20 protein-coding genes and 2 tRNA genes are annotated in these 17,637 nt (G+C 58.0%); 10 read left to right on the top strand and 12 right to left on the bottom strand.

Going from position 1 to position 17,637, the window contains the following annotated elements:
• Positions 1-228 precede the first annotated feature (228 nt).
• From HGKM_RS03925 to HGKM_RS03905, 6 genes are read right to left on the bottom strand one after another with little or no spacing between them, the layout of a single operon-like run.
• Positions 229-765 carry an adenine phosphoribosyltransferase gene (locus HGKM_RS03925; RefSeq protein WP_019134036.1) on the bottom strand — a complete coding sequence of 179 codons (537 nt, stop codon included), beginning with the start codon at positions 763-765 and terminating at the stop codon, positions 229-231.
• Between the two features lie 32 nt (positions 766-797).
• Complete coding sequence (locus HGKM_RS03920; RefSeq protein WP_019134035.1) at positions 798-2,003, bottom strand: cell wall-binding repeat-containing protein; 1,206 nt, start codon at positions 2,001-2,003, stop codon at positions 798-800.
• A 26-nt stretch (positions 2,004-2,029) separates the two neighbouring features.
• Positions 2,030-2,974: a DUF697 domain-containing protein gene (locus tag HGKM_RS03915; protein ID WP_019134034.1), complete on the bottom strand. Its 945-nt coding sequence runs from the start codon at positions 2,972-2,974 to the stop codon at positions 2,030-2,032.
• A gap of 12 nt (positions 2,975-2,986) precedes the next feature.
• Positions 2,987-3,139 carry a hypothetical protein gene (locus tag HGKM_RS08815; protein ID WP_019134033.1) on the bottom strand — a complete coding sequence of 51 codons (153 nt, stop codon included), beginning with the start codon at positions 3,137-3,139 and terminating at the stop codon, positions 2,987-2,989.
• 12 nt (positions 3,140-3,151) lie between these two features.
• Positions 3,152-4,345 carry a tRNA uracil 4-sulfurtransferase ThiI gene (gene thiI / locus HGKM_RS03910; protein ID WP_019134032.1) on the bottom strand — a complete coding sequence of 398 codons (1,194 nt, stop codon included), beginning with the start codon at positions 4,343-4,345 and terminating at the stop codon, positions 3,152-3,154.
• Positions 4,338-5,486, bottom strand: coding sequence for a cysteine desulfurase family protein (locus HGKM_RS03905; protein ID WP_019134031.1), 1,149 nt, complete (start codon positions 5,484-5,486; stop codon positions 4,338-4,340). Before HGKM_RS03905 ends, thiI begins: the two co-directional genes overlap by 8 nt.
• A gap of 63 nt (positions 5,487-5,549) precedes the next feature.
• On the opposite strand from HGKM_RS03905, the gene HGKM_RS03900 reads away from it, so the two are divergent.
• The 9 genes from HGKM_RS03900 to HGKM_RS03860 all read left to right on the top strand — a co-directional run bounded on the left by HGKM_RS03900 (position 5,550) and on the right by HGKM_RS03860 (position 13,054).
• Positions 5,550-6,485, top strand: coding sequence for a ribonuclease H-like domain-containing protein (locus tag HGKM_RS03900; protein ID WP_019134030.1), 936 nt, complete (start codon positions 5,550-5,552; stop codon positions 6,483-6,485).
• 209 nt (positions 6,486-6,694) lie between these two features.
• Entirely contained in the window at positions 6,695-7,255 is a 561-nt protein-coding gene (pyrR, locus tag HGKM_RS03895; protein ID WP_019134029.1) for a bifunctional pyr operon transcriptional regulator/uracil phosphoribosyltransferase PyrR, read from the top strand.
• Positions 7,242-8,588, top strand: a complete 1,347-nt coding sequence (locus HGKM_RS03890; RefSeq protein WP_019134028.1) for a dihydroorotase — start codon at positions 7,242-7,244, stop codon at positions 8,586-8,588. The genes pyrR and HGKM_RS03890 overlap by 14 nt, the downstream gene beginning before the upstream one ends.
• Complete coding sequence (locus HGKM_RS03885; protein ID WP_019134027.1) at positions 8,575-9,333, top strand: dihydroorotate dehydrogenase electron transfer subunit; 759 nt, start codon at positions 8,575-8,577, stop codon at positions 9,331-9,333. The genes HGKM_RS03890 and HGKM_RS03885 overlap by 14 nt, the downstream gene beginning before the upstream one ends.
• Complete coding sequence (locus HGKM_RS03880) at positions 9,327-10,286, top strand: dihydroorotate dehydrogenase (protein WP_019134026.1); 960 nt, start codon at positions 9,327-9,329, stop codon at positions 10,284-10,286. The genes HGKM_RS03885 and HGKM_RS03880 overlap by 7 nt, the downstream gene beginning before the upstream one ends.
• Entirely contained in the window at positions 10,283-10,999 is a 717-nt protein-coding gene (pyrF, locus tag HGKM_RS03875) for an orotidine-5'-phosphate decarboxylase (protein WP_019134025.1), read from the top strand. The genes HGKM_RS03880 and pyrF overlap by 4 nt, the downstream gene beginning before the upstream one ends.
• A 46-nt stretch (positions 11,000-11,045) precedes the next feature.
• The gene (gene pyrE, locus HGKM_RS03870) at positions 11,046-11,684 is read left to right on the top strand and encodes an orotate phosphoribosyltransferase (RefSeq protein ID WP_019134024.1); all 639 of its coding nucleotides are present in this window, start codon (positions 11,046-11,048) and stop codon (positions 11,682-11,684) included.
• 9 nt (positions 11,685-11,693) lie between these two features.
• Entirely contained in the window at positions 11,694-12,626 is a 933-nt protein-coding gene (gene pyrB / locus HGKM_RS03865; protein ID WP_019134023.1) for an aspartate carbamoyltransferase, read from the top strand.
• Positions 12,623-13,054: an aspartate carbamoyltransferase regulatory subunit gene (locus HGKM_RS03860; protein WP_019134022.1), complete on the top strand. Its 432-nt coding sequence runs from the start codon at positions 12,623-12,625 to the stop codon at positions 13,052-13,054. The genes pyrB and HGKM_RS03860 overlap by 4 nt, the downstream gene beginning before the upstream one ends.
• Positions 13,055-13,843: 789 nt before the next feature.
• On the opposite strand, the gene HGKM_RS03855 is transcribed toward HGKM_RS03860, so the two are convergent.
• From HGKM_RS03855 to HGKM_RS03830, 6 genes are all read right to left on the bottom strand, one after another.
• Positions 13,844-14,668 carry an FAD/NAD(P)-binding protein gene (locus HGKM_RS03855; RefSeq protein WP_019134021.1) on the bottom strand — a complete coding sequence of 275 codons (825 nt, stop codon included), beginning with the start codon at positions 14,666-14,668 and terminating at the stop codon, positions 13,844-13,846.
• On the bottom strand, positions 14,668-15,732 hold the full coding sequence (locus tag HGKM_RS03850) for a 4Fe-4S dicluster domain-containing protein (RefSeq protein ID WP_034579514.1): 1,065 nt from the start codon (positions 15,730-15,732) through the stop codon (positions 14,668-14,670). The genes HGKM_RS03855 and HGKM_RS03850 overlap by 1 nt, the downstream gene beginning before the upstream one ends.
• 74 nt (positions 15,733-15,806) lie before the next feature.
• Positions 15,807-15,880, bottom strand: a tRNA-Ile gene (locus tag HGKM_RS03845).
• A gap of 6 nt (positions 15,881-15,886) precedes the next feature.
• A tRNA-Trp gene (locus HGKM_RS03840) sits at positions 15,887-15,959 on the bottom strand.
• 64 nt (positions 15,960-16,023) lie between these two features.
• Complete coding sequence (locus HGKM_RS03835; RefSeq protein ID WP_019134019.1) at positions 16,024-16,287, bottom strand: acyl carrier protein; 264 nt, start codon at positions 16,285-16,287, stop codon at positions 16,024-16,026.
• A gap of 99 nt (positions 16,288-16,386) precedes the next feature.
• Positions 16,387-16,776: a hypothetical protein gene (locus HGKM_RS03830; protein ID WP_019134018.1), complete on the bottom strand. Its 390-nt coding sequence runs from the start codon at positions 16,774-16,776 to the stop codon at positions 16,387-16,389.
• 146 nt (positions 16,777-16,922) lie between these two features.
• Between HGKM_RS03830 and HGKM_RS03825 the strand changes: the two genes are divergently transcribed.
• Positions 16,923-17,633, top strand: coding sequence for a YlmH/Sll1252 family protein (locus HGKM_RS03825; RefSeq protein WP_019134017.1), 711 nt, complete (start codon positions 16,923-16,925; stop codon positions 17,631-17,633).
• The last annotated feature ends 4 nt before the right edge of the window (positions 17,634-17,637 follow it).

Raw genomic sequence — 17,637 nt, 5'->3', positions numbered from 1 at the left:
CCTATATACCGCCCTGGCTCAAGGCGAAATGAGACTCAAGCCAGAGGGTTACCCTGGCTAGCAGCAAAAATGAACCCCAGCCAGGGCGGAGCTTCCCTGGCTAGCGGCGGAAATGAGCCCCAGCCAGGGCGGAGCTTCCCTGGCTAGCAGCGAAAATGAGCCCCAGCCAGGGCGGAGCTTCCCTGGCTAGCAGCGAAAATGAGCTCCAGCCAGGGCGGGGCTAAGAATTCAGTGGGTCCACTTCAAAATCGACACTACAGGGTAGCCTTCCTTCTCCAAGACCTCCCGACCCGGAAGGTCGGTCAGTTCAGTGAGGAAGAGGGCCAGGGCCACCTGTCCACCTGCTTTTTCGATGAGTTTTGCACAGGCCTTGGCTGTCCCCCCGGTTGCCAGGAGGTCATCCAGGACGACGACCCGGGCTCCTTCGGGTACGGAATCCATATCCAGTTCGATGGTGGCCTTGCCGTATTCCAGGTCATAAGAATAGGAGACGGTGTGGCCGGGGAGCTTGCCGGCTTTTCTCGCCATGAGGAAGCCCTTGTCTTCCGCATAGGCCAGGGCGGCCCCCATGATGAAGCCTCGGGCTTCAATCCCCATAATGTAGTCGTAATCCAGGTCCTTAAGCGGAGCCTGGAGCTGGTGGATGGCCTCCTGGAAGGCTTCCTTGTCCGATAGGATCGTAGTGATGTCCTTATAGGAGATTCCCTTGGTCGGGAAGTCCTCAATGATTCTCATTTTTTCCTGTAAATTCATGCTATTCTCCATAGTTTTTTTCTTCTTCCAACCATCAAGATAACTCAGGGCTCGCAAACCTTGCAGGGAACAAAACCATTTTTTATAGCCTCTTCCCTTGAAGAGAAGCCGACCTGGTTTTTCGGAAGAATTTTCTTTGCCCTACTACAGGACTGCCAATGGAATTTCTTCGTATCACTATTGCCTAAATATTTAGCCTTTAGGGGATCACCGGTGTTGCCAATAAGGGGATTGGAGTTGGGCTTGGTTGAAGGATTATCTTGTCCGGTTGAGTTGCCTGTCGAGGGTTTTGACTGGTGGAGCTCTCCACGGATGCAGGGGACAATCTCCTTTTCAATCTCCTTGGAGACCGCATTCTCCCCGCCCACAATGGTGACCTTGGTCGGCTTATTCTCCTCCAGATAGGATTGGACCGGCTTTGGCAGGTGGGTCCCGGAAACCAGGAGGATGGAGGCCCCTTCCTTCTTTGCCAGAGCTGCGGCCGACAGGGCATCCGGGAAGTTTTTCCCGTCCACGAGGATGACAGAGGATTTTCCGGCTGCCTTAGCAATTTCTACAGCCGTTGCAAAGCGGTCTTCTCCGGCGATTCGGCGGATGCCGGGATAGCCGGGGACTGCCTTATCTCCACCAATGACCAGGTCCACATGGGCCGGTGTCTGGCCGGGGCCGGCCAAGAGGAGGCTTCCCTCCTCATAGATGAGGCCGGCGGCGGAAAGAGCGTCCGGGTAATTATTGCCGTCGACCAGGGTGACCTTGGCATCCTGTCCGAAAGTCTTTTCCCAATACTCTTTAAAGAGGGTGGCGGTTTGGTAGCGATTTTCTCCCCCGATCCGGGTGATCTTTCCGGATGTCAGGGACTGAATTTCTTCCTCCACTTGAGAGGAAACCGCCCCCTCTCCCCCGGCGATGACCACCTCCTCAGGGGCAAGGGCCTGGAGTTGGGTTTTGACCCGGGGATCCAGGCTGTTTTTGGCGGTGAGCAGGATGGGGAAGTTTCCCTTCATCGACAAGGGTGCAGAAACCAGGGCATCCGGATAGTTTTCCCCGGACGCTACAATAACCTTGTCCGCTTTTTGGGTCACCCTTTCCGCAATCTCGGCAGACGTCGTATAACGGTTGCTCCCGGAAATCCGGCTAACCTGGATCTCAATCGGTCCCTCTTCCGCCTGGGCGGTTTCTTCCCATCCGGGCATGATGCCGGTAAGAAGGACCGACAGTGCCAGGAATAGGGTCAACACTTTTCTTTTCATGATTCATCCTTTCTTTTTCATTCTTTCTAAAACCAACTTTTCGCCGTATCCCGGGCGGTACGTTTCACCCGATCCATGAAAGCTTTCACCACGGATTTTCCGGAGTCTTTAATGATCAATCCTAACTCCTTTACCGCCTGAAGAGAGGCTTGTCGCTGGATGACATTCTTGGGCTTGGGCCTATCCATGCCCAGGTAGGCCTGGGCGATGAAGCCCACCCGGAGGGTCAGGAAGGCGTTGATAGCCCCCTCCATGACCGATGAGATGATGAGGTTGGACATGGGGACCATGCCGGGGATGGCAGAGGCCATGGACTCCCCGACCAGGCCCGCAATCATGGGCTCAAGCTGGGCAGGGATGAGGTCGCTGTCCTCCAGAGACCGGGCCATGAAGACCAGGCTGGCCACCTGGAGGTAGAGCTTGCCTAGGCTTTTGAGCGAGGGTCGGGTCCCGTAAACCTGGCCCAGCTGCCAGACCATCTTGACCAAAGTGACCAGGACCATGATGGCATCCAGGGAGCCGTTTTGGGAAATGGTCGTGGAGAGGAAGATGGAATTGGCATGCCTCCGGATGATGGGCTCCCCCTCCCGGTCCAAACTATCCAAGGCGATGGTCACCCTTTCCTCTTTCGACCGGCTCTCATCGGTTAAGAGGTCCCGGGAAAGGAGCCGGTTCTTGGACAGGCAGGCCAGCATATCCTCCAGGTAGCGGTCATAGTCCTCCTGGGTAGGGTGGTCGGGAAGGTGGGGGGCCGGAAGGCTCCGAATATAGAGGAGGACCAGGCGAATCAAGAGGTAGGCCAGGGCAAAAGCCAGAAGTCCGACAAAAAGGCCCCCAACCCAGGGATGGATCCCCTTCAGTAGCTGGTAGAGAAGATAAAACTGGTTAACGAGGAAAACCAGAAAGACCAGACCCAGGAAGATGCCCAGAATGGTCAGGATTTTTCCCAGTCGTCGGCCGAGTTGGTTCATCTTTCACTCCCCTTACAGGCTATAGCGAAGGGCATAGTAGACCACATAGACCCATCCCAGGATCCCGTGGAAGATGGCCCAGGGGATGGAGTGCCAGGATACATAGGATACAACCATGGCCAGGGCAGTGCCGAAGCTGATCCCGGCCTTCGTCAGTTTTTTCATTACAGGTCCTTTCTATTCGCTGAGGTCGATGATTTCCAGGCTTTCCATGGCCCGGTTAATCAAAGCAGAAATATCCAGCCGTTTTTCTTCTTCCAGAATATCCTCCAGCTTGGGTTTGGTGTTGGGCGAATCGGGAGCAAAGATAGAGCAGCAGTCGTCAAAGGGTTCAATGGAAATCTCATAGGTTCCCAAGTCCCGGGCCACTCGGATAATGTCGTTCTTATCCCGAGCAATGAGGGGCCGGAGGATGGGGCGGGAAGCCGCATCATTGACCACGGTGATCCCCTGGATGGTCTGGGAGGCAACCTGGCCCAGGCTCTCCCCCGTGATGAAGCAATCGTAGCTATAGCGGTCAGCCAGGACTTCGCCGATCCGCATCATCATCCGGCGGGAGAGGACGGTGGTATTCCTCGTCGAGCACTCCTCCCGAACCGCCTTGTAGGTGTCCAGGAGGTTGACCATGAAGACCTTGACCGGGCCCACCGACTCCGTCATCTTCTCCGCCAACCGAAGGGCCTTATCCTGAGCCCGCTCAGAAGTGAAGGGGTAGGAGTGGAAGTGGATGGCTCCCAGGGCCATCCCCCGGCGGGCAATCTCGAAGCCGGCCACGGGAGAGTCGATTCCTCCGGATAGGAGGAGGAGGCCCTTGCCTCCGGACCCCCAGGGGAGGCCCCCCATCCCCTCCACCTGGTCCGTGTAAACGAAGGCATCGTCACGGATATCCACATGGAGGATGAAGTCCGGGTCATGGACGTCGACCGACAAGGCGGGGAAGGCCTCCAAAAGAACACCGCCCAATTGGGCCGAAATGTCCGGGGATTTCATGGGGAAGTTTTTATCCGCCCGCTTGGTGGCCACCTTGAAGCTGACCGTCTCCTTCCCCGTCTCCGCCTGAATTCTTTGCATCTTCTCTTCCGCCATTTCCTTAGCGACAGCGGAAATGGATGCCATGTCCGGGCCGACCTTCCTGGCCGGCGTCACATAGGCTAGGCCGAAGGCCTTCCTGACCTGGGCCACCGTCCGGTTCAGGTCCTTTTCCTCCACCTCCAAGAAAAATTTACCGATTTGGAAATAGGTCCTCTTGATGGGGATCTGCTTGACGGCCAGCATGACGTGGCGGACCGCATTGTTCACAAAATAAGACCGGTTCCTTCCCTTGAGCATGAGCTCGCCGAAGGAGACCGATACTACCCAATCGCTATGCATTCTTTGACCATCCTGTCACTTTTCTGATTTCTCTAACGTATTTTTCCAGGGCATCGAAAAAAGGATCCACCTGGTCCGGGCTATTTTCCATGGCAAAAGAGATCCGGAGGATCCCTTCTTTATAGGCATCGGGGACCCCGATAGCCTCAATGACCGGGGAGGCCTGACCCTTGGAACAGGCGGATCCGGAGGAAAAGTACATCTCCTCCCCCTCCATCATGTGAAGAAGGACCTCCGCCCGAACTCCCTCCAAGCCAAAGTTGATGATATAGGGATTGAGGTGCTGGGCCGGAGAATTGACCCGGACCCCATCAAGGGCCCGGATCCTCTCCATGGCCTGATGGTAGATGGCCAAGATCTCCTCCTTGTGGTCCCGGACATGGGCCTGGACCAAGTCATAGGCCTTGGCCATGGCGCAGATATAGGCCACATTTTCTGTCCCCGCCCGGCGGCCCCCCATCTGTCCCCCACCGGCAATTAGGGAGGGATAATTAACCCCCTGGCGGACATAAAGGAGGCCGACCCCCTTGGGCCCGTGGATCTTGTGGGCTGAGGCGGAGTAGGAGTCCACCTTCCATTCCTCCAGCTTGACCGGAAGCTTGCCAAAGGCCTGGGTTCCATCCACATGGAAAAGCGTCTTGGGATTCTTTGCCTTGACCATGGGGCCGATGGCCGCCAGGTCATTCCGCGACCCCAGCTCATTGTTGACCTGCATGACAGTGACCAGGGCCGTCTTGTCATCCACCGCTCCGGCGACTTGGTCGGGCGCGACGAAGCCCTCCCGGTCGACGGGGATGACCCGGACCTCCACCCCCGCCTCACGAAGGGCCAGGCCGGTCCTCTCCACGGAGGAATGTTCCGCCTGGGCCATGACCACATTGACCCCGATCTTCCCCCGAACAGCCCCCCACAGGGCCGTGTTGTTGGATTCGGAGGCACATGAGGTGAAGATGAGACAGGAAGGATCCACCCCCAAGCCTCGGGCCAAGACCCGGCCGGCTTCCCTCATCCTCTTTTCGGCTTCAAAGCCGATGTGGTGGAGGGAGGAAGGGTTCCCCCACTCGTGGAGGAGGATATGGTTGATGACCTCAGCCACTTCGGGGTGGACCGGGGTGGTCGCAGCATTATCGAAATAGATCATTGGGGGTCCTTTCTGGAAGTTTTTGGTATACTCAATACAAATATTGTAGCACAGGGGGACGGAATGGAAGTGATAGAATTACGGGAAGAAAGCGACCTGGATTTGGAGGCGGGGACCTGCCTTCTTGATCTTGAAACGACGGGGCTTCGCCGGGAGGAGGACCGCATTTTTCTGGTTGGCCTCCTGGTTGCCAAAGAGGGGGAGGGATCCGACCTCATCCAAGTCTACGACCCCTCCGGGGGCAGGGATGACCGCCTTCAGGAAGGGCTTCTTGGCCGGACCCGGGACCTTCTCCGGGGTCGGCGGATCCTGACCTATAATGGCCAGGCCTTTGACCTCCCCTTCCTGGAGGCCGGTTTAAAGAGGGTGGGCCTCCCTCCCCTTAATACGGCCTCTTCCCTCGACCTCTACGCCTGGCTCCGGTCCCGCCGCCGTTTCTTGGATGAGGTCCCGGGACGACTGGCCGACCTGGAGAAAAGATCCGGCTTCCTCCGGACTGACCGCCTGTCCGGAAGGGCCGTGGCCCGGTCCGCCCCCATGATGGCCCACCCTGAGGTGGCAGACCTGGTCCTGGGTCACAACCGGGATGATTTGGTGGGAACCTGGCATGTAAAGAAACTCTTGGACCGGATGGCCGGGACCCTCCGCATGGACCTGGAAGACTCCCTCCTAGGTCCCTGCCGACTGGACCTGGTCCGCCTGGAAAAAACAGCCAACCGGGCCCGGGTCCACTTCCTCCTGACTCCGCCCCAAGAAATGAAGGGCTTCAAAAATTCTTCTTTTGGAGACCTGGCCTGGGAGGGAGATCATTTAGCCATGGACCTGGCCCTGACCGGAGGCTATGTTGACGACGACCCGGTCCGCCTGGCCGTTTCCCCCATCCCCTTTCCTGACCGGTCTCCCTATGCCTTCAGACCACCCCTTCTTGCCGTTTATGACAAAAAGAGAGACTATGGTCAAAACCTCCTCCGACTGGCGGCTTCCCTCCTAAAAAAATAAGGATAGGCCCTTGACGGGGAAGCCGGGAAAGCATAGGATAGGGGATGAAAAAACCAAAGATTTCTTTTAATGCGGTACAGAGAGACCCAAAAGAGGAAACCACCCGAGTTGGTGGATTGTGGCCAAAATCGGCCACCGGCGTTGACGAGACACACGCCCCTGCGGTCAAACTGCGGGGGCGTTTTTTATGCCCAAAGAAAGGAGGCAGGATGAAAATCAAGGCGGAAATCATGGACCAGGCGGCAATCGAGCGCTCCCTCCGCCGGATTGCCCACGAAATAGATGAGCAGGAGAGGGAGGCTAAGGGCTATCTTGTTTTAGGCATCCCCCGTCGGGGAATCAGCCTGGCCAACCGGATCGGGGAAAACCTCCAAAAGATCACGGACAAGCCCGTTTCCACCGGCCACCTGGACATCTCCTTCTACCGGGATGACCGGACGGGGGAAGAAGGCCTTCCGGAGGTTTCCATGACCACCATTCCCGAAGCCGGGACGGAAAACCAGTTGGTCATCATCGTCGATGACGTGATCTTCACGGGAAGGACCGCCCGGGCGGCTATGGAGGCCGTCATCAATGAGGGCCGGCCGGCAGCCATCCGCCTGGCCACCCTCATCGACCGGGGCCACCGAGAGATGCCCATCCGACCGGATTTCGTGGGAAAGAACGTCCCCACCTCCCGGACCGAAGAAGTTCAGGTCCAGGTTCCGGAATATGACGACGCCTTCCGGGTAGTTCTGGTGGAAAAGGAGGATGACCATGAAAGCAAGTGATCAACGGGTTCTAAAGGGAGGAAGGGTCTACCTGGAGGGAAAAATCCAAGAAAAAGACCTCTACCTTCATAATGGCCTGGTTTATACCGATCCCCCCCAAGGGTCTGATTCCTGGCCGGTCCTGGACTGCCGGGGTCTCCACATCTTCCCGGGCTTTGTCGACCTCCACGTCCACTTCCGGGAACCGGGCCTGGAGTACAAGGAAACCATCGAGACCGGGTCCATGGCGGCCGCCCATGGGGGCTACACCACGGTCTGCACCATGCCCAACCTCAATCCCGTCCCGGACTGCCTGGACCATCTCAAGATCCAGCTGGACCGAATCCGAGAAAAAGCCCGGGTTCATGTCCTCCCCTACGGGTCCATCACCCAAGGAGAAAAGGGCCGGGCCCTGTCCGACTTCGACGCCCTGGCCCCTTATGTGGTCGCCTTCACCGACGATGGGGTCGGGGTGGATTCTGAAAGAACCATGGAAGAAGCTATGGTCCGGGCCAAGGCCCTGGGCAAGGCCATCGTCGCCCACGCCGAGGACCGGGACCTGGTCGAAGGCGGCGTCATCCATGACGGGGACTATGCCAAGGTCCATGGCCACAAGGGGAACCCTTCGGCCTCGGAATACGTCCAGGTCCGACGGGACCTGGCCCTGGCGGAAAAGACCGGGGTCCACTACCATGTCTGCCACGTCTCCACCAAAGAATCGGTCCAAGCCATCCGGGAGGCTAAGGAAAAGGGGGTCAAGGCCTCTTTTGAAACGGCGCCCCACTACCTGACCCTGACTGATCGGGACCTCCAGGAGGACGGCCGATTCAAGATGAACCCCCCCATCCGGGGGGAGGAAGACCGGGAGGCCCTCCGCCGGGCCATGGTGGAGGGGGCCCTCTCCGCCATCGCCACCGACCATGCCCCCCATTCTCAGGAGGAGAAGGCGGGCGGCTTGGACCACTCCTTAAACGGAATTGTGGGCCTGGAGACCGCCTTCCCTGTCTGCTATACCGACCTGGTCAAGGGAGGGATCACCAGCCTGGAAAACCTGGTTGACCTCCTTTCCACCCGGCCCACGGCGACCCTGGGCCTCCACAGGATCCGCGACCCCCACTTCGTCCTGGCCCCTGCCCTGGGCATCCAAAACGGAGGACCGGCCGACCTGACCCTCTTCGACTTAGAGGAGGCCTACCGGATTGACCCCCGAGACTTCCTCTCTAAGGGCCAGGCCTCGCCCTTCACCGGCAAGACCGTCTACGGCCGCTGCCTGGCCACCTGGGTAGCCGGCCAAAGGGCCTATGCTGATATGGACCGTCTGGAAGGAAGGGAGGTCTCCCATGAGCCGGTATAAGATCCTGGAAAACCGCCCTCTAACCGCCGATGTCTACAACCTGGTTCTTGAGGGGGAAGGGGTAGAAAGCCTCCTGCCCGGCCAATTTGTCCAGGTGGAGATCCCCGGCTTCTACCTCCGCCGTCCCATCTCCCTCTGTGACGTCCAGGGGGACCGGATCCGCCTCATCTATAAGATCCTGGGACAGGGGACCCGGGCCCTGACAAAAATCAATTCGGGAGACCTCGACCTCCTGGTGGGACTCGGCAATGGCTTCTTCCCGGAGGAAGCTCCCCATACCCCCCTCCTGGTCGGGGGCGGGGTGGGGATCCCTCCTCTCTTCTACTTAGCCAAGGACTTGATCCAAAGGGGCCACAAACCGGAAGTTTTTCTAGGCTTCAACAAAAAGGAAGAGATCTTCCTGGACGAGGAATTCCGGGACCTGGGTCTGACGGTCCACCTGGCTACCATGGATGGGTCCCAGGGGCTGGAAGGAACGGCCCTGGACCTCCTGGACCGCTTCCAAGAGGAAGACCGGACTGATCCGGACTCTCCCCCTTATGTCTACACTTGCGGTCCCCGGCCCATGCTCCGGGCCTTGACCGCCTGGATGGCCGACAAGAGCATCCGGGGTCAGGTCTCCATGGAGGAGCGGATGGCCTGCGGATTTGGGGCCTGCATGGGCTGTACCATCCAAACCAAGTCGGGCCCACGCCGGGTCTGCAAGAATGGGCCGGTCTTCCCGGCCGAGGAGGTCCTATGGTAAAGGATAAAGCAAGGATTCAATCCGACCCCCGCCTCCATACCAAGCTTGGCGACTGGGTCCTGGATAACCCCATCATCCCCGCATCGGGGACCTTCGGCTTCGGCTTGGAATTCAAGGACCTCTATGACCTCAACATCCTGGGTTCCATCTCCATCAAAGGAACCACCCGGGAGGCCCGGCCAGGCAACCCCCTTCCCCGGATCGCCGACGCCCCCTCCGGCATGCTCAATGCGGTGGGGCTGGAAAATCCGGGCGTGGACCTGGTCCTCCACTCCTACCTCCCCCGAATGAAGGACTTCTTTTCCAAGAAGGTCATCGCCAACGTCTCCGGCTTTTCCATCGACGACTATGTGACCTGCGCCTCCAAAATTGAGGAGGCCGACAACGTAGCCATCCTGGAGATCAACATCTCCTGCCCCAACGTCCACGGAGGCGGCATGGCCTTCGGTCTGGACCCCGCCATGGCCAAGAAGGTCACCCGGGAGGTCAAGGCGGCCTGCAAGAAGCCGGTCTACGTCAAGCTCTCCCCTAACGTCACTTCCATCGCCGATATTGCCCGGGCCTGCGAAGAGGGTGGGGCCGACGGCCTCTCCCTGGTCAACACCTTCCTGGGCATGCGGCTGGACCTTAAGACCCGCCGGCCCCTCCTGGCCAACCGGACAGGGGGACTCTCCGGCCCGGCCATCTTCCCCCTGGCCCTCCGGATGGTCTATGACGTCTATGAGGCGACCGACCTCCCCATCATCGGAATGGGCGGGATTGCCAAGGCGGAGGACGTCCTGGAGATGGTCATGGCCGGGGCCTCCGCTGTCCAGATCGGGGCTCAAAACCTGGTTGACCCCTACGTCTGCCCAAGGATCATCCAAGACCTCCCCGCCGTCATGGACGCCTACGGCATCTCTTCCCTCCAAGACATCATCGGCATAAGCCATAAAGGAAAGGACCAAGTATGACAAAAATCAACCAAGGCCAAGTCATCGTCGCCCTCGATTTTCCGGGCAAGAAAGAAACCATGGCCTTCCTGGACCACTTCGACCGTCCCATCTACGTCAAGGTGGGTATGGAGCTCTTCTATAAAGAAGGGCCGGCCATCATCCGGGAGATTAAGGACCGGGGCCATAAGATCTTCCTGGACCTCAAGCTCCACGACATCCCCAACACGGTCGAAATGGCCATGCGGTCCCTGGCCGGGCTGGATGTGGATATGGTCAACCTCCACGCCCAGGGAGGTCGGGCCATGATGGAGGCGGGCCTCCGGGGCCTGGAGGAAGCCAGCCGGGCTGCCGGCAAAACCCATCCCCTCCTCATCGCTGTCACCCAGCTCACCTCCACCTCCCAGGAGGTCATGAACCGGGAGCTGGCCATCTCCGGCAAGCTGGAGGATGTGGTGGTCCATTATGCCAAGCTGGCCAAGGAAGCCGGACTGGACGGGGTGGTCTCCTCCCCCCTGGAGTCCCCCATGATCCATGAGGCCCTGGGTTTGGACTTCCTGACCGTCACCCCGGGTGTCCGCTTCCAGGGCCAGGCCACCCAGGACCAAAAGCGGGTCACCACCCCCGCCAGGGCCAAGGAGCTCACCTCCTCCTACATCGTCATGGGCCGAGCCATCACCCAGGCCTCGGACCCCCTGGCCGCCTACCAGGAGGCCAGCCGGGACTTCCAATAACCGGCAAAAGCCAACCGCCACTCCACAAAACGCAGAAAGGATCCCTATGACCTCACCATCCACCATCGCCCAAGGCCTCCTGGATATCCAGGCGGTCTTCCTCCGGCCCGGACAGCCTTTCACCTGGGCCTCCGGAATCAAATCCCCCATCTACACAGACAACCGCCTCATCCTCTCCTACCCGGACTTCCGGGCCCAGGTGGAGGAAGGCCTTGCTGAACTGGTCAAGGACCACTTCCCTGAAGCCCAGGTCCTCATGGGAACCGCCACGGCGGGCATTGCCCATGCCGCCCTGGTCGCCGACCGCCTGGACCTCCCCATGGGCTATGTCCGGTCCGGGTCCAAGGACCATGGCCGGCAGAACCGGATCGAGGGTCGCCTGAATAAAGGGGACAAGGTCGTGGTCATCGAAGACCTCATCTCCACCGGAGGCTCCCTCCTGGATGTGGTTGAGGCCTTGGAGGAGGCCGGAGCCCAGGTCATCGGGGCCTGCGCCATCTTCACCTACGCCATGGAAAAGTCCGTCCAGGCCTTCCGTGACCACCCCCTGGAGGTCCACACCCTAACCACTTTCGATGACATCGTCGACACGGCCCTGAAAACGGGCCATATTGAAGAAGAAGACCGAGCCAAGCTCATGGCCTTCCGTGACCACCCCCAGGATGAATCCTGGATCCACGCCTAAGGAGGAAGCATGAAAAAAGACTTAATCACCATCTCCGACCTGACCGTCGAAGAAATCGACCAGCTCATTGAGGTGGGCAAGGACATCAAGGACCACCCCCAAGACTACCAGGAAGTCTGCGCCCACAAGATTCTGGGCACCCTCTTCTATGAGCCCTCCACCCGGACCCGGCTCTCCTTCACCTCCGCCATGATGTCCATGGGCGGCCAGGTTCTGGGCTTCTCTTCGGCCGGAAACTCCTCCGTTGCCAAGGGCGAGTCCGTGGCGGATACAGCCAAGACCGTGGAATGCTTCGCCGACATCATCGCTATGCGCCATCCCAAGGAAGGGGCCCCTTACGTTGCCGCCCATAACGTGGACATCCCTGTCATCAACGCCGGCGACGGTGGCCACCACCACCCCACTCAGACCCTGACCGACCTGATCACCATCTCCCTGGAGATGGGCCGGCTAGACAACCTGGTCGTGGGTTGCTGCGGCGACCTCAAGTTTGGCCGGACCGTCCACTCCCTCATCATGGCCATGTCCCGCTACGCCAACATCAAGTTCGTCCTCATCTCCCCGGATGAACTCAAGGTTCCGGAAAACGTCAAGACGGAAATCCTGGATGCCAAGGGAATCCCCTATGAAGAAGTTTCCAGCCTGGATGAAGCCATCCCCAAGCTGGACATCCTCTATATGACCCGGGTCCAGAAGGAGCGCTTCTTCAATGAGGCTGATTATCTCCGCCTTAAGGACTCCTACATCCTGACCCCCCATAAGCTGAAAAATGCCAAAGAGGATATGCGGATCCTCCACCCCCTGCCCCGGGTCAATGAGATCTCCACGGCGGTGGATAAGGACCCCAGGGCGGCCTACTTCCGCCAGGTCCAAAATGGCAAGTACATCCGGATGGCACTGATTATGAAACTGCTGGGACTCAGCAAGGAGGCTCACCAATGATTTTAGGCGATTTACAAGAAGGCATCGTCATCGACCACATCCCCAACGGCCAGGGCCGTATCCTCTACCATCACCTGGGCCTGGACCAACTGGACTGCCAGGTTGCCCTCATCGAACACGCCGATTCCAAGAAGAAGGGCAAGAAGGACATCCTCAAGGTCGCCAAACCCCTTGACCTGGACTTCGCCCTCCTGGGCTACTTTGACCCCAAGATCTCCGTCAACATCATCAAAGACAACCACGTGGTTAAAAAAATCCACCCCGAACTCCCGGAGAAAATCACCAACATCCTCCACTGCAAGAACCCCCGCTGCATCACCTCCATCGAGCAGGAACTCCCCCATGTCTTCCGCCTAACCGATCCCGAAACCAAGACCTACCGCTGCATTTACTGCGATACCATCGGAAAGTCTTTGGAAGACGAATAAAGACGACCCCCAGACCCACTTTCGCTTAGGCGGGACGACCCCCAGACCCACTTTCGCTTAGGCGGGACGACCCCCAGACCCACTTTCGCTTAGGCGGGACGACCCCCAGACCCACTTTCGCTTAGGCAAATCCTTCGGATTTGCAATGCGCTCAAGTTGGGTCTGGGGGTCTTTTGCTTGGTGAGGTGGCGGGGGCAATTGGCCCCCTTATTTCCGATTCCGCCGGATAAGGGGGACCGCCTATTCCCCCTCATTCCCTGATTCAGCCAGATGAGGGGGCTCGGCTTGGCCCCCTTTCCCCTCGATTTCGCCAGATGAGGGGGCTTTGCTTGGCCTCCTTATTCCCTGATTCGACCAGATGAGGGGGCTCCACATGGCCCCCTTTTTCCCGATTTTGCCAGATAAGGGGGATCTGTAGTGGCAAAAAATGTCTGAATACCGGACAAGTGTCGCCTATGACCTTAATTATCCGACACCAAAGCATTGATATGAGCGTCACCAAGAGAAAGTAGAAGGCAAAACATTGAGTTCAGAGCCCGAGGCAGGAGCCACCGCCGCAGGCGGCTTGCCCTTGATGGCCTAAGGATAAAATTCGCTACAATAAAATAGCCGACGGGGAGGGAAGGGAAGTTGCTGAGTTCGTCGCCGTCGGCGAAGATGAAAAAGCGAATTTTGTCCTGCCGTCAAGGGTGGCGGCACGATGAGAAAATTCGGGATTTTACCTCACAAAAGAAAAGCCGGCCACCCCACGGTGTCCGGCTTCTTTTTCTCAATCTTCGCTTGCTTGTCTTAGTCTACAAATTTCTTGGCTTGGGTGTAGTTGAAGATGGGGCCGTCGATGCAGACGTAGTCTTGGTTCATCCGGCAGTGGCCACACTTGCCCAGGCCGCAGTACATCTTCCGCTCGAAGGACTGCCAGATGTGGTCTTCCTCCACGCCGTTTTTCATGAGCTCCAGGGCGGAGAAGTGCATCATGGGTGGGGGGCCGACAAGGGCGACGGCATAGTCATCGCCGAATTCAGCGAAGGGGATCTCCTTGAGATACTCGGTGACAAAGCCCTTCCGCCAGGTCTCGTGGGACTCATTGTCCAGGCAATAGAGGGTGGTGAAGAAGTCATCCTTCTCATACTTGTCCAGGGCTTCCTTAAAGAGGATGGCCTCATGGTCACGAAAGCCGACCACGATGGTCATGGACAAAAAGAGGTCCTTGTCATGGTAGGCGGCCTCCATGAGGGACTTGATGGGGGCGACACCGGTTCCTCCGCCGATGAGGACCATGTGCTTGCCGCGGAATTGGTCCATGGGCCAGCCATTGCCCAGGGGACCTCTCAGGTGGATGGTCTCCCCCGGCTTCTTCGCAAAAATGGCGTCGGTCACCTCGCCGACATTGCGGAGGGTGAAGTCCAGGTAGCCCGGTCCCTTCTCGGAGAAGGAGATGGGGGTTTCGCCCATTCCGGGAATGCCCAGCATATAAAAGCATCCGGGATGGGGGTCGGTCTTTTCCGTATCATAGGCCAGGCGGAAGGTCCACTCCATTTGAGTTTCCTTCCGGATGGCCAGGATTTCATGAGCCTGGCTCATGTAGGGGTTCTTTGTCGCCATGGTGTCCGTCATTATTCCACCTCCCCGGCCGGTTTTGCTTCTCCCTGGCCGGCTTCTTCCTTATGCAAGCGGTCCACCGCCTTATTGACCTGCTTGATGATCATGGCCATATTGATGTGTTTGGGGCAGTTCCGGGTGCAGCGGCCGCAACCGGTGCACATGGGCCGGTCACCGAAGCGGGCCTGGTAGTCATGGATCTTGTGGAGAACCCGGAAGCGGGTCCGCATGGCATTGTCGGTCCGCATCCCCTTCTGCTTGGCCATCTTCTCATAGTCATCGTCCATGCAGGAGGCATATTCCCGATAGCGGACGGGGTCCTTCCCTTCCTCTGCCCGGTCGATAACCGTAAAGCAGGTGCAGGTGGGACAGGTCTTGGTGCACTGGAGGGCGTTGACGCAGAGGCCGCCATAGAGGTCCCATAGGGGGTCCTTCAGGATGGCCCGATAAAGCTCCTCATCCGAAAGGTCGGGCAGGTCGACCGGATTGTCATCCTCTTCCACATAGGAAAAGGCGTAGTCCACCTCCTTGCCCCCGGCCTCCTCAAAGCAGGCGACGAAGGAAGGATCCTTGACCTCCGCTTGAAGGCCATCCTCGGAGAACCGGCAGGCAAAAGCCCAATCATCCGTATGGGCCCCGCCCATGGAATTGCAGAAACAGGATTCCTGTCCACCGGCGCACTCCATCATAGCGAACTTGACCCGGTCCCGGGCCCTCTTGTAGTAGCTATCAACGATTCCCCCATTTTTCAGGAACATATTGTCCTGGATTTCCTGGGAGACAATATCGCAGGGTCGGGCAAAGATCAGGCGCTTTTTGGAAAAGCCCGGATCCTCCACAGTCCGGTCTTCTGTAAAATGGATCATCTCCTCCCGAGCCGGGGTGATGGCGACCTTGGCGGGCTCATGAGCCAGGAGGTCCCAAGCCACTTGCTTGAAGGCCGTCACCTTCTCATAGCAGATATGGGATTCCCCGTCATTGGCCTCCTCGTCCGTCCGGACGGGCGCATACAGGTCGTATTCTTTGGACAAGCTCTCAAAGAGTTTGTCGGCTTGCCTAGCCTCCAATTCAAAAGCCATTGAACCCTCCTCTTTGGTTTCCATGGGACTTCCGATGACAATAAAAAACCCACAGCATATGCTGCGGGTCAATATGGGCCTGGTTGGACTCGAACCAACGACCTCACGCTTATCAGGCGTGCGCTCTAACCACCTGAGCTACAGGCCCCTAAAACAGGGGCAAGAGGACTCGAACCCCCGACATCCGGTTTTGGAGACCGACGTTCTACCAACTGAACTATACCCCTTTGTTTCCCCAATCAAGAGATGACCTAAACAGTATAGCAAGCAGAAAATGTATTTGCAAGTCTTTTACAAAAGTTTTTCCGAACCCATCGCCTTATCGCCGAGAATCCGGTTCAGCTCCCGAACGATGTCGTCCAAGGTGTGGATTTCAGCAATAGCCTCATCCTCGATTTCGATGCCATAATAGTCTTCAATCGCCATGGCGACTTCCACCAGGTCCAATGAATCCGCATCCAAATCCTCAACGATGTCCGTATCCGGTTGGATATCCTGGGCCTTTTCCCCCAGGACGTCCTGGACAATGTCCTTGACCTCATCGTAGCGTTCCATCTTGATCTCCTTTCAGACGGTGTTGAATATCATGGTATCACATCGCATAGGGGCCCGCAAGAGCCCAATTCAAGGGCTGGACGGGGTCCGCCCTTTCCCTTATTCGATGGAAATTCCCTCCGAAGTCGGGTCGACCAGTTCATAATTTTTCTGGCTCTGGGCCTCAGGCTTGGGACCCTTGCCAATAAAACCGCGGAACAAGTAGGCCGTATACAAAATAGTCACTAAGAAAACCACCAGGAGGACCATAAGATAGCGGTAGGAGGACTTGGGTTTTGGCGCTTTTGGCGCCTTTGCCACCCCCTGGACCGGCCGATAGGAAGAACTTGGCCTTGCCTCCGTCCTGACTTTTCTTTCCGGCCGGTAGGCCTGGGCCCTCGGTGCTTTAGGAATAGGAATTGGACTGGTTTCATCGATATTGAATTCATCCTCGGACCCGCGGGCCGGTTCCAAGGACGACTCATCTCGATAGTAATTGCGCTTCTGCAAGGGTACTTCCACCTTTCCTTTACGAATCGCCTCCAGGTCGCTCTCTTTCATGCTAAGCTAAGTAAAGGCTCATCTTAGAATATACCATAACTTGCCTCCTTCCCGGAAAAAATCCTTCAGAAAAAAAGGCAAAGAAAGGGGTTCCCTTGATTACTGACCGCTTTGAAGATTTGGCCCAAATGGCCTACACCCAGGACCGGCCCCTGGATTCCGACTTCCTGACCCCGGAGGAATTTTCTGCATTCCTGACGATAAAAGACCGGCTCTCTTATGCCCAACCCACTGTCTATCAAGAGGACTGGGAAAGAAAGCTGGTCCACTTCGGTCTCGGGCAACCGGACCTGGCCCTATTGGAAATTACCTCCACGGCTCCCTCCTTTGTTCACTTGGCCCACCCCGACTACCTGGGGGCCCTCCTGGGCCTGGGACTGGACCGGAAAGTGACCGGAGATATCATCGCCTTTCCCGACAAGGCCTATGTCTACGTCAAGGGACATGTGGTCGACTTTATCACCGACAACCTTAACCAGGTGGGAAGGGCCCGGGTAGAGGTCCGGGTCATCGAGGACCTGCCCGAGGAAGCCCGCCCCAAGAGCGAGGAAGTGCAAATCATCGTCTCCTCCCTCCGTCTCGACCGGGTGGTCTCCACCCTCTTCCGCCTCTCCCGGGGCAAGGCCCAGGAAGCCATCCGGGAGGGCCTGGTCTACGTCGACGGCCTCCAAATGACCCGGGACCACTACACCATAGAGGAGGGCCAGCGGATTTCTTTCCGTCACAAGGGTAAGGCCCGCTTTCTCGAGATAGTCAAAGAGACAAAGAAAGGCTCCCTGGTCCTCTCTTTCCTCCGCTATTCCTAACGAA

Origin of the sequence: Kallipyga massiliensis ph2 (genome assembly GCF_000311985.1) — a bacterium.
GTDB classification, from domain to species: Bacteria; Bacillota; Clostridia; order Tissierellales; family Peptoniphilaceae; genus Kallipyga; species Kallipyga massiliensis.
Note: the sequence above shows the minus strand (reverse complement) of the source record. Positions and strands in the feature narration are given on the sequence as shown.

Coding starts and splice junctions, on each gene's coding strand:
- HGKM_RS03925 (WP_019134036.1), bottom strand. CDS start 765: ATGGAGAATAGCATGAATTTACAGGAAAAAATGAGAATCATTGAGGAC.
- HGKM_RS03920 (WP_019134035.1), bottom strand. CDS start 2,003: ATGAAAAGAAAAGTGTTGACCCTATTCCTGGCACTGTCGGTCCTTCTT.
- HGKM_RS03915 (WP_019134034.1), bottom strand. CDS start 2,974: ATGAACCAACTCGGCCGACGACTGGGAAAAATCCTGACCATTCTGGGC.
- HGKM_RS08815 (WP_019134033.1), bottom strand. CDS start 3,139: ATGAAAAAACTGACGAAGGCCGGGATCAGCTTCGGCACTGCCCTGGCC.
- thiI (WP_019134032.1), bottom strand. CDS start 4,345: ATGCATAGCGATTGGGTAGTATCGGTCTCCTTCGGCGAGCTCATGCTC.
- HGKM_RS03905 (WP_019134031.1), bottom strand. CDS start 5,486: ATGATCTATTTCGATAATGCTGCGACCACCCCGGTCCACCCCGAAGTG.
- HGKM_RS03900 (WP_019134030.1), top strand. CDS start 5,550: ATGGAAGTGATAGAATTACGGGAAGAAAGCGACCTGGATTTGGAGGCG.
- pyrR (WP_019134029.1), top strand. CDS start 6,695: ATGAAAATCAAGGCGGAAATCATGGACCAGGCGGCAATCGAGCGCTCC.
- HGKM_RS03890 (WP_019134028.1), top strand. CDS start 7,242: ATGAAAGCAAGTGATCAACGGGTTCTAAAGGGAGGAAGGGTCTACCTG.
- HGKM_RS03885 (WP_019134027.1), top strand. CDS start 8,575: ATGAGCCGGTATAAGATCCTGGAAAACCGCCCTCTAACCGCCGATGTC.
- HGKM_RS03880 (WP_019134026.1), top strand. CDS start 9,327: ATGGTAAAGGATAAAGCAAGGATTCAATCCGACCCCCGCCTCCATACC.
- pyrF (WP_019134025.1), top strand. CDS start 10,283: ATGACAAAAATCAACCAAGGCCAAGTCATCGTCGCCCTCGATTTTCCG.
- pyrE (WP_019134024.1), top strand. CDS start 11,046: ATGACCTCACCATCCACCATCGCCCAAGGCCTCCTGGATATCCAGGCG.
- pyrB (WP_019134023.1), top strand. CDS start 11,694: ATGAAAAAAGACTTAATCACCATCTCCGACCTGACCGTCGAAGAAATC.
- HGKM_RS03860 (WP_019134022.1), top strand. CDS start 12,623: ATGATTTTAGGCGATTTACAAGAAGGCATCGTCATCGACCACATCCCC.
- HGKM_RS03855 (WP_019134021.1), bottom strand. CDS start 14,668: ATGACGGACACCATGGCGACAAAGAACCCCTACATGAGCCAGGCTCAT.
- HGKM_RS03850 (WP_034579514.1), bottom strand. CDS start 15,732: ATGGCTTTTGAATTGGAGGCTAGGCAAGCCGACAAACTCTTTGAGAGC.
- HGKM_RS03835 (WP_019134019.1), bottom strand. CDS start 16,287: ATGGAACGCTACGATGAGGTCAAGGACATTGTCCAGGACGTCCTGGGG.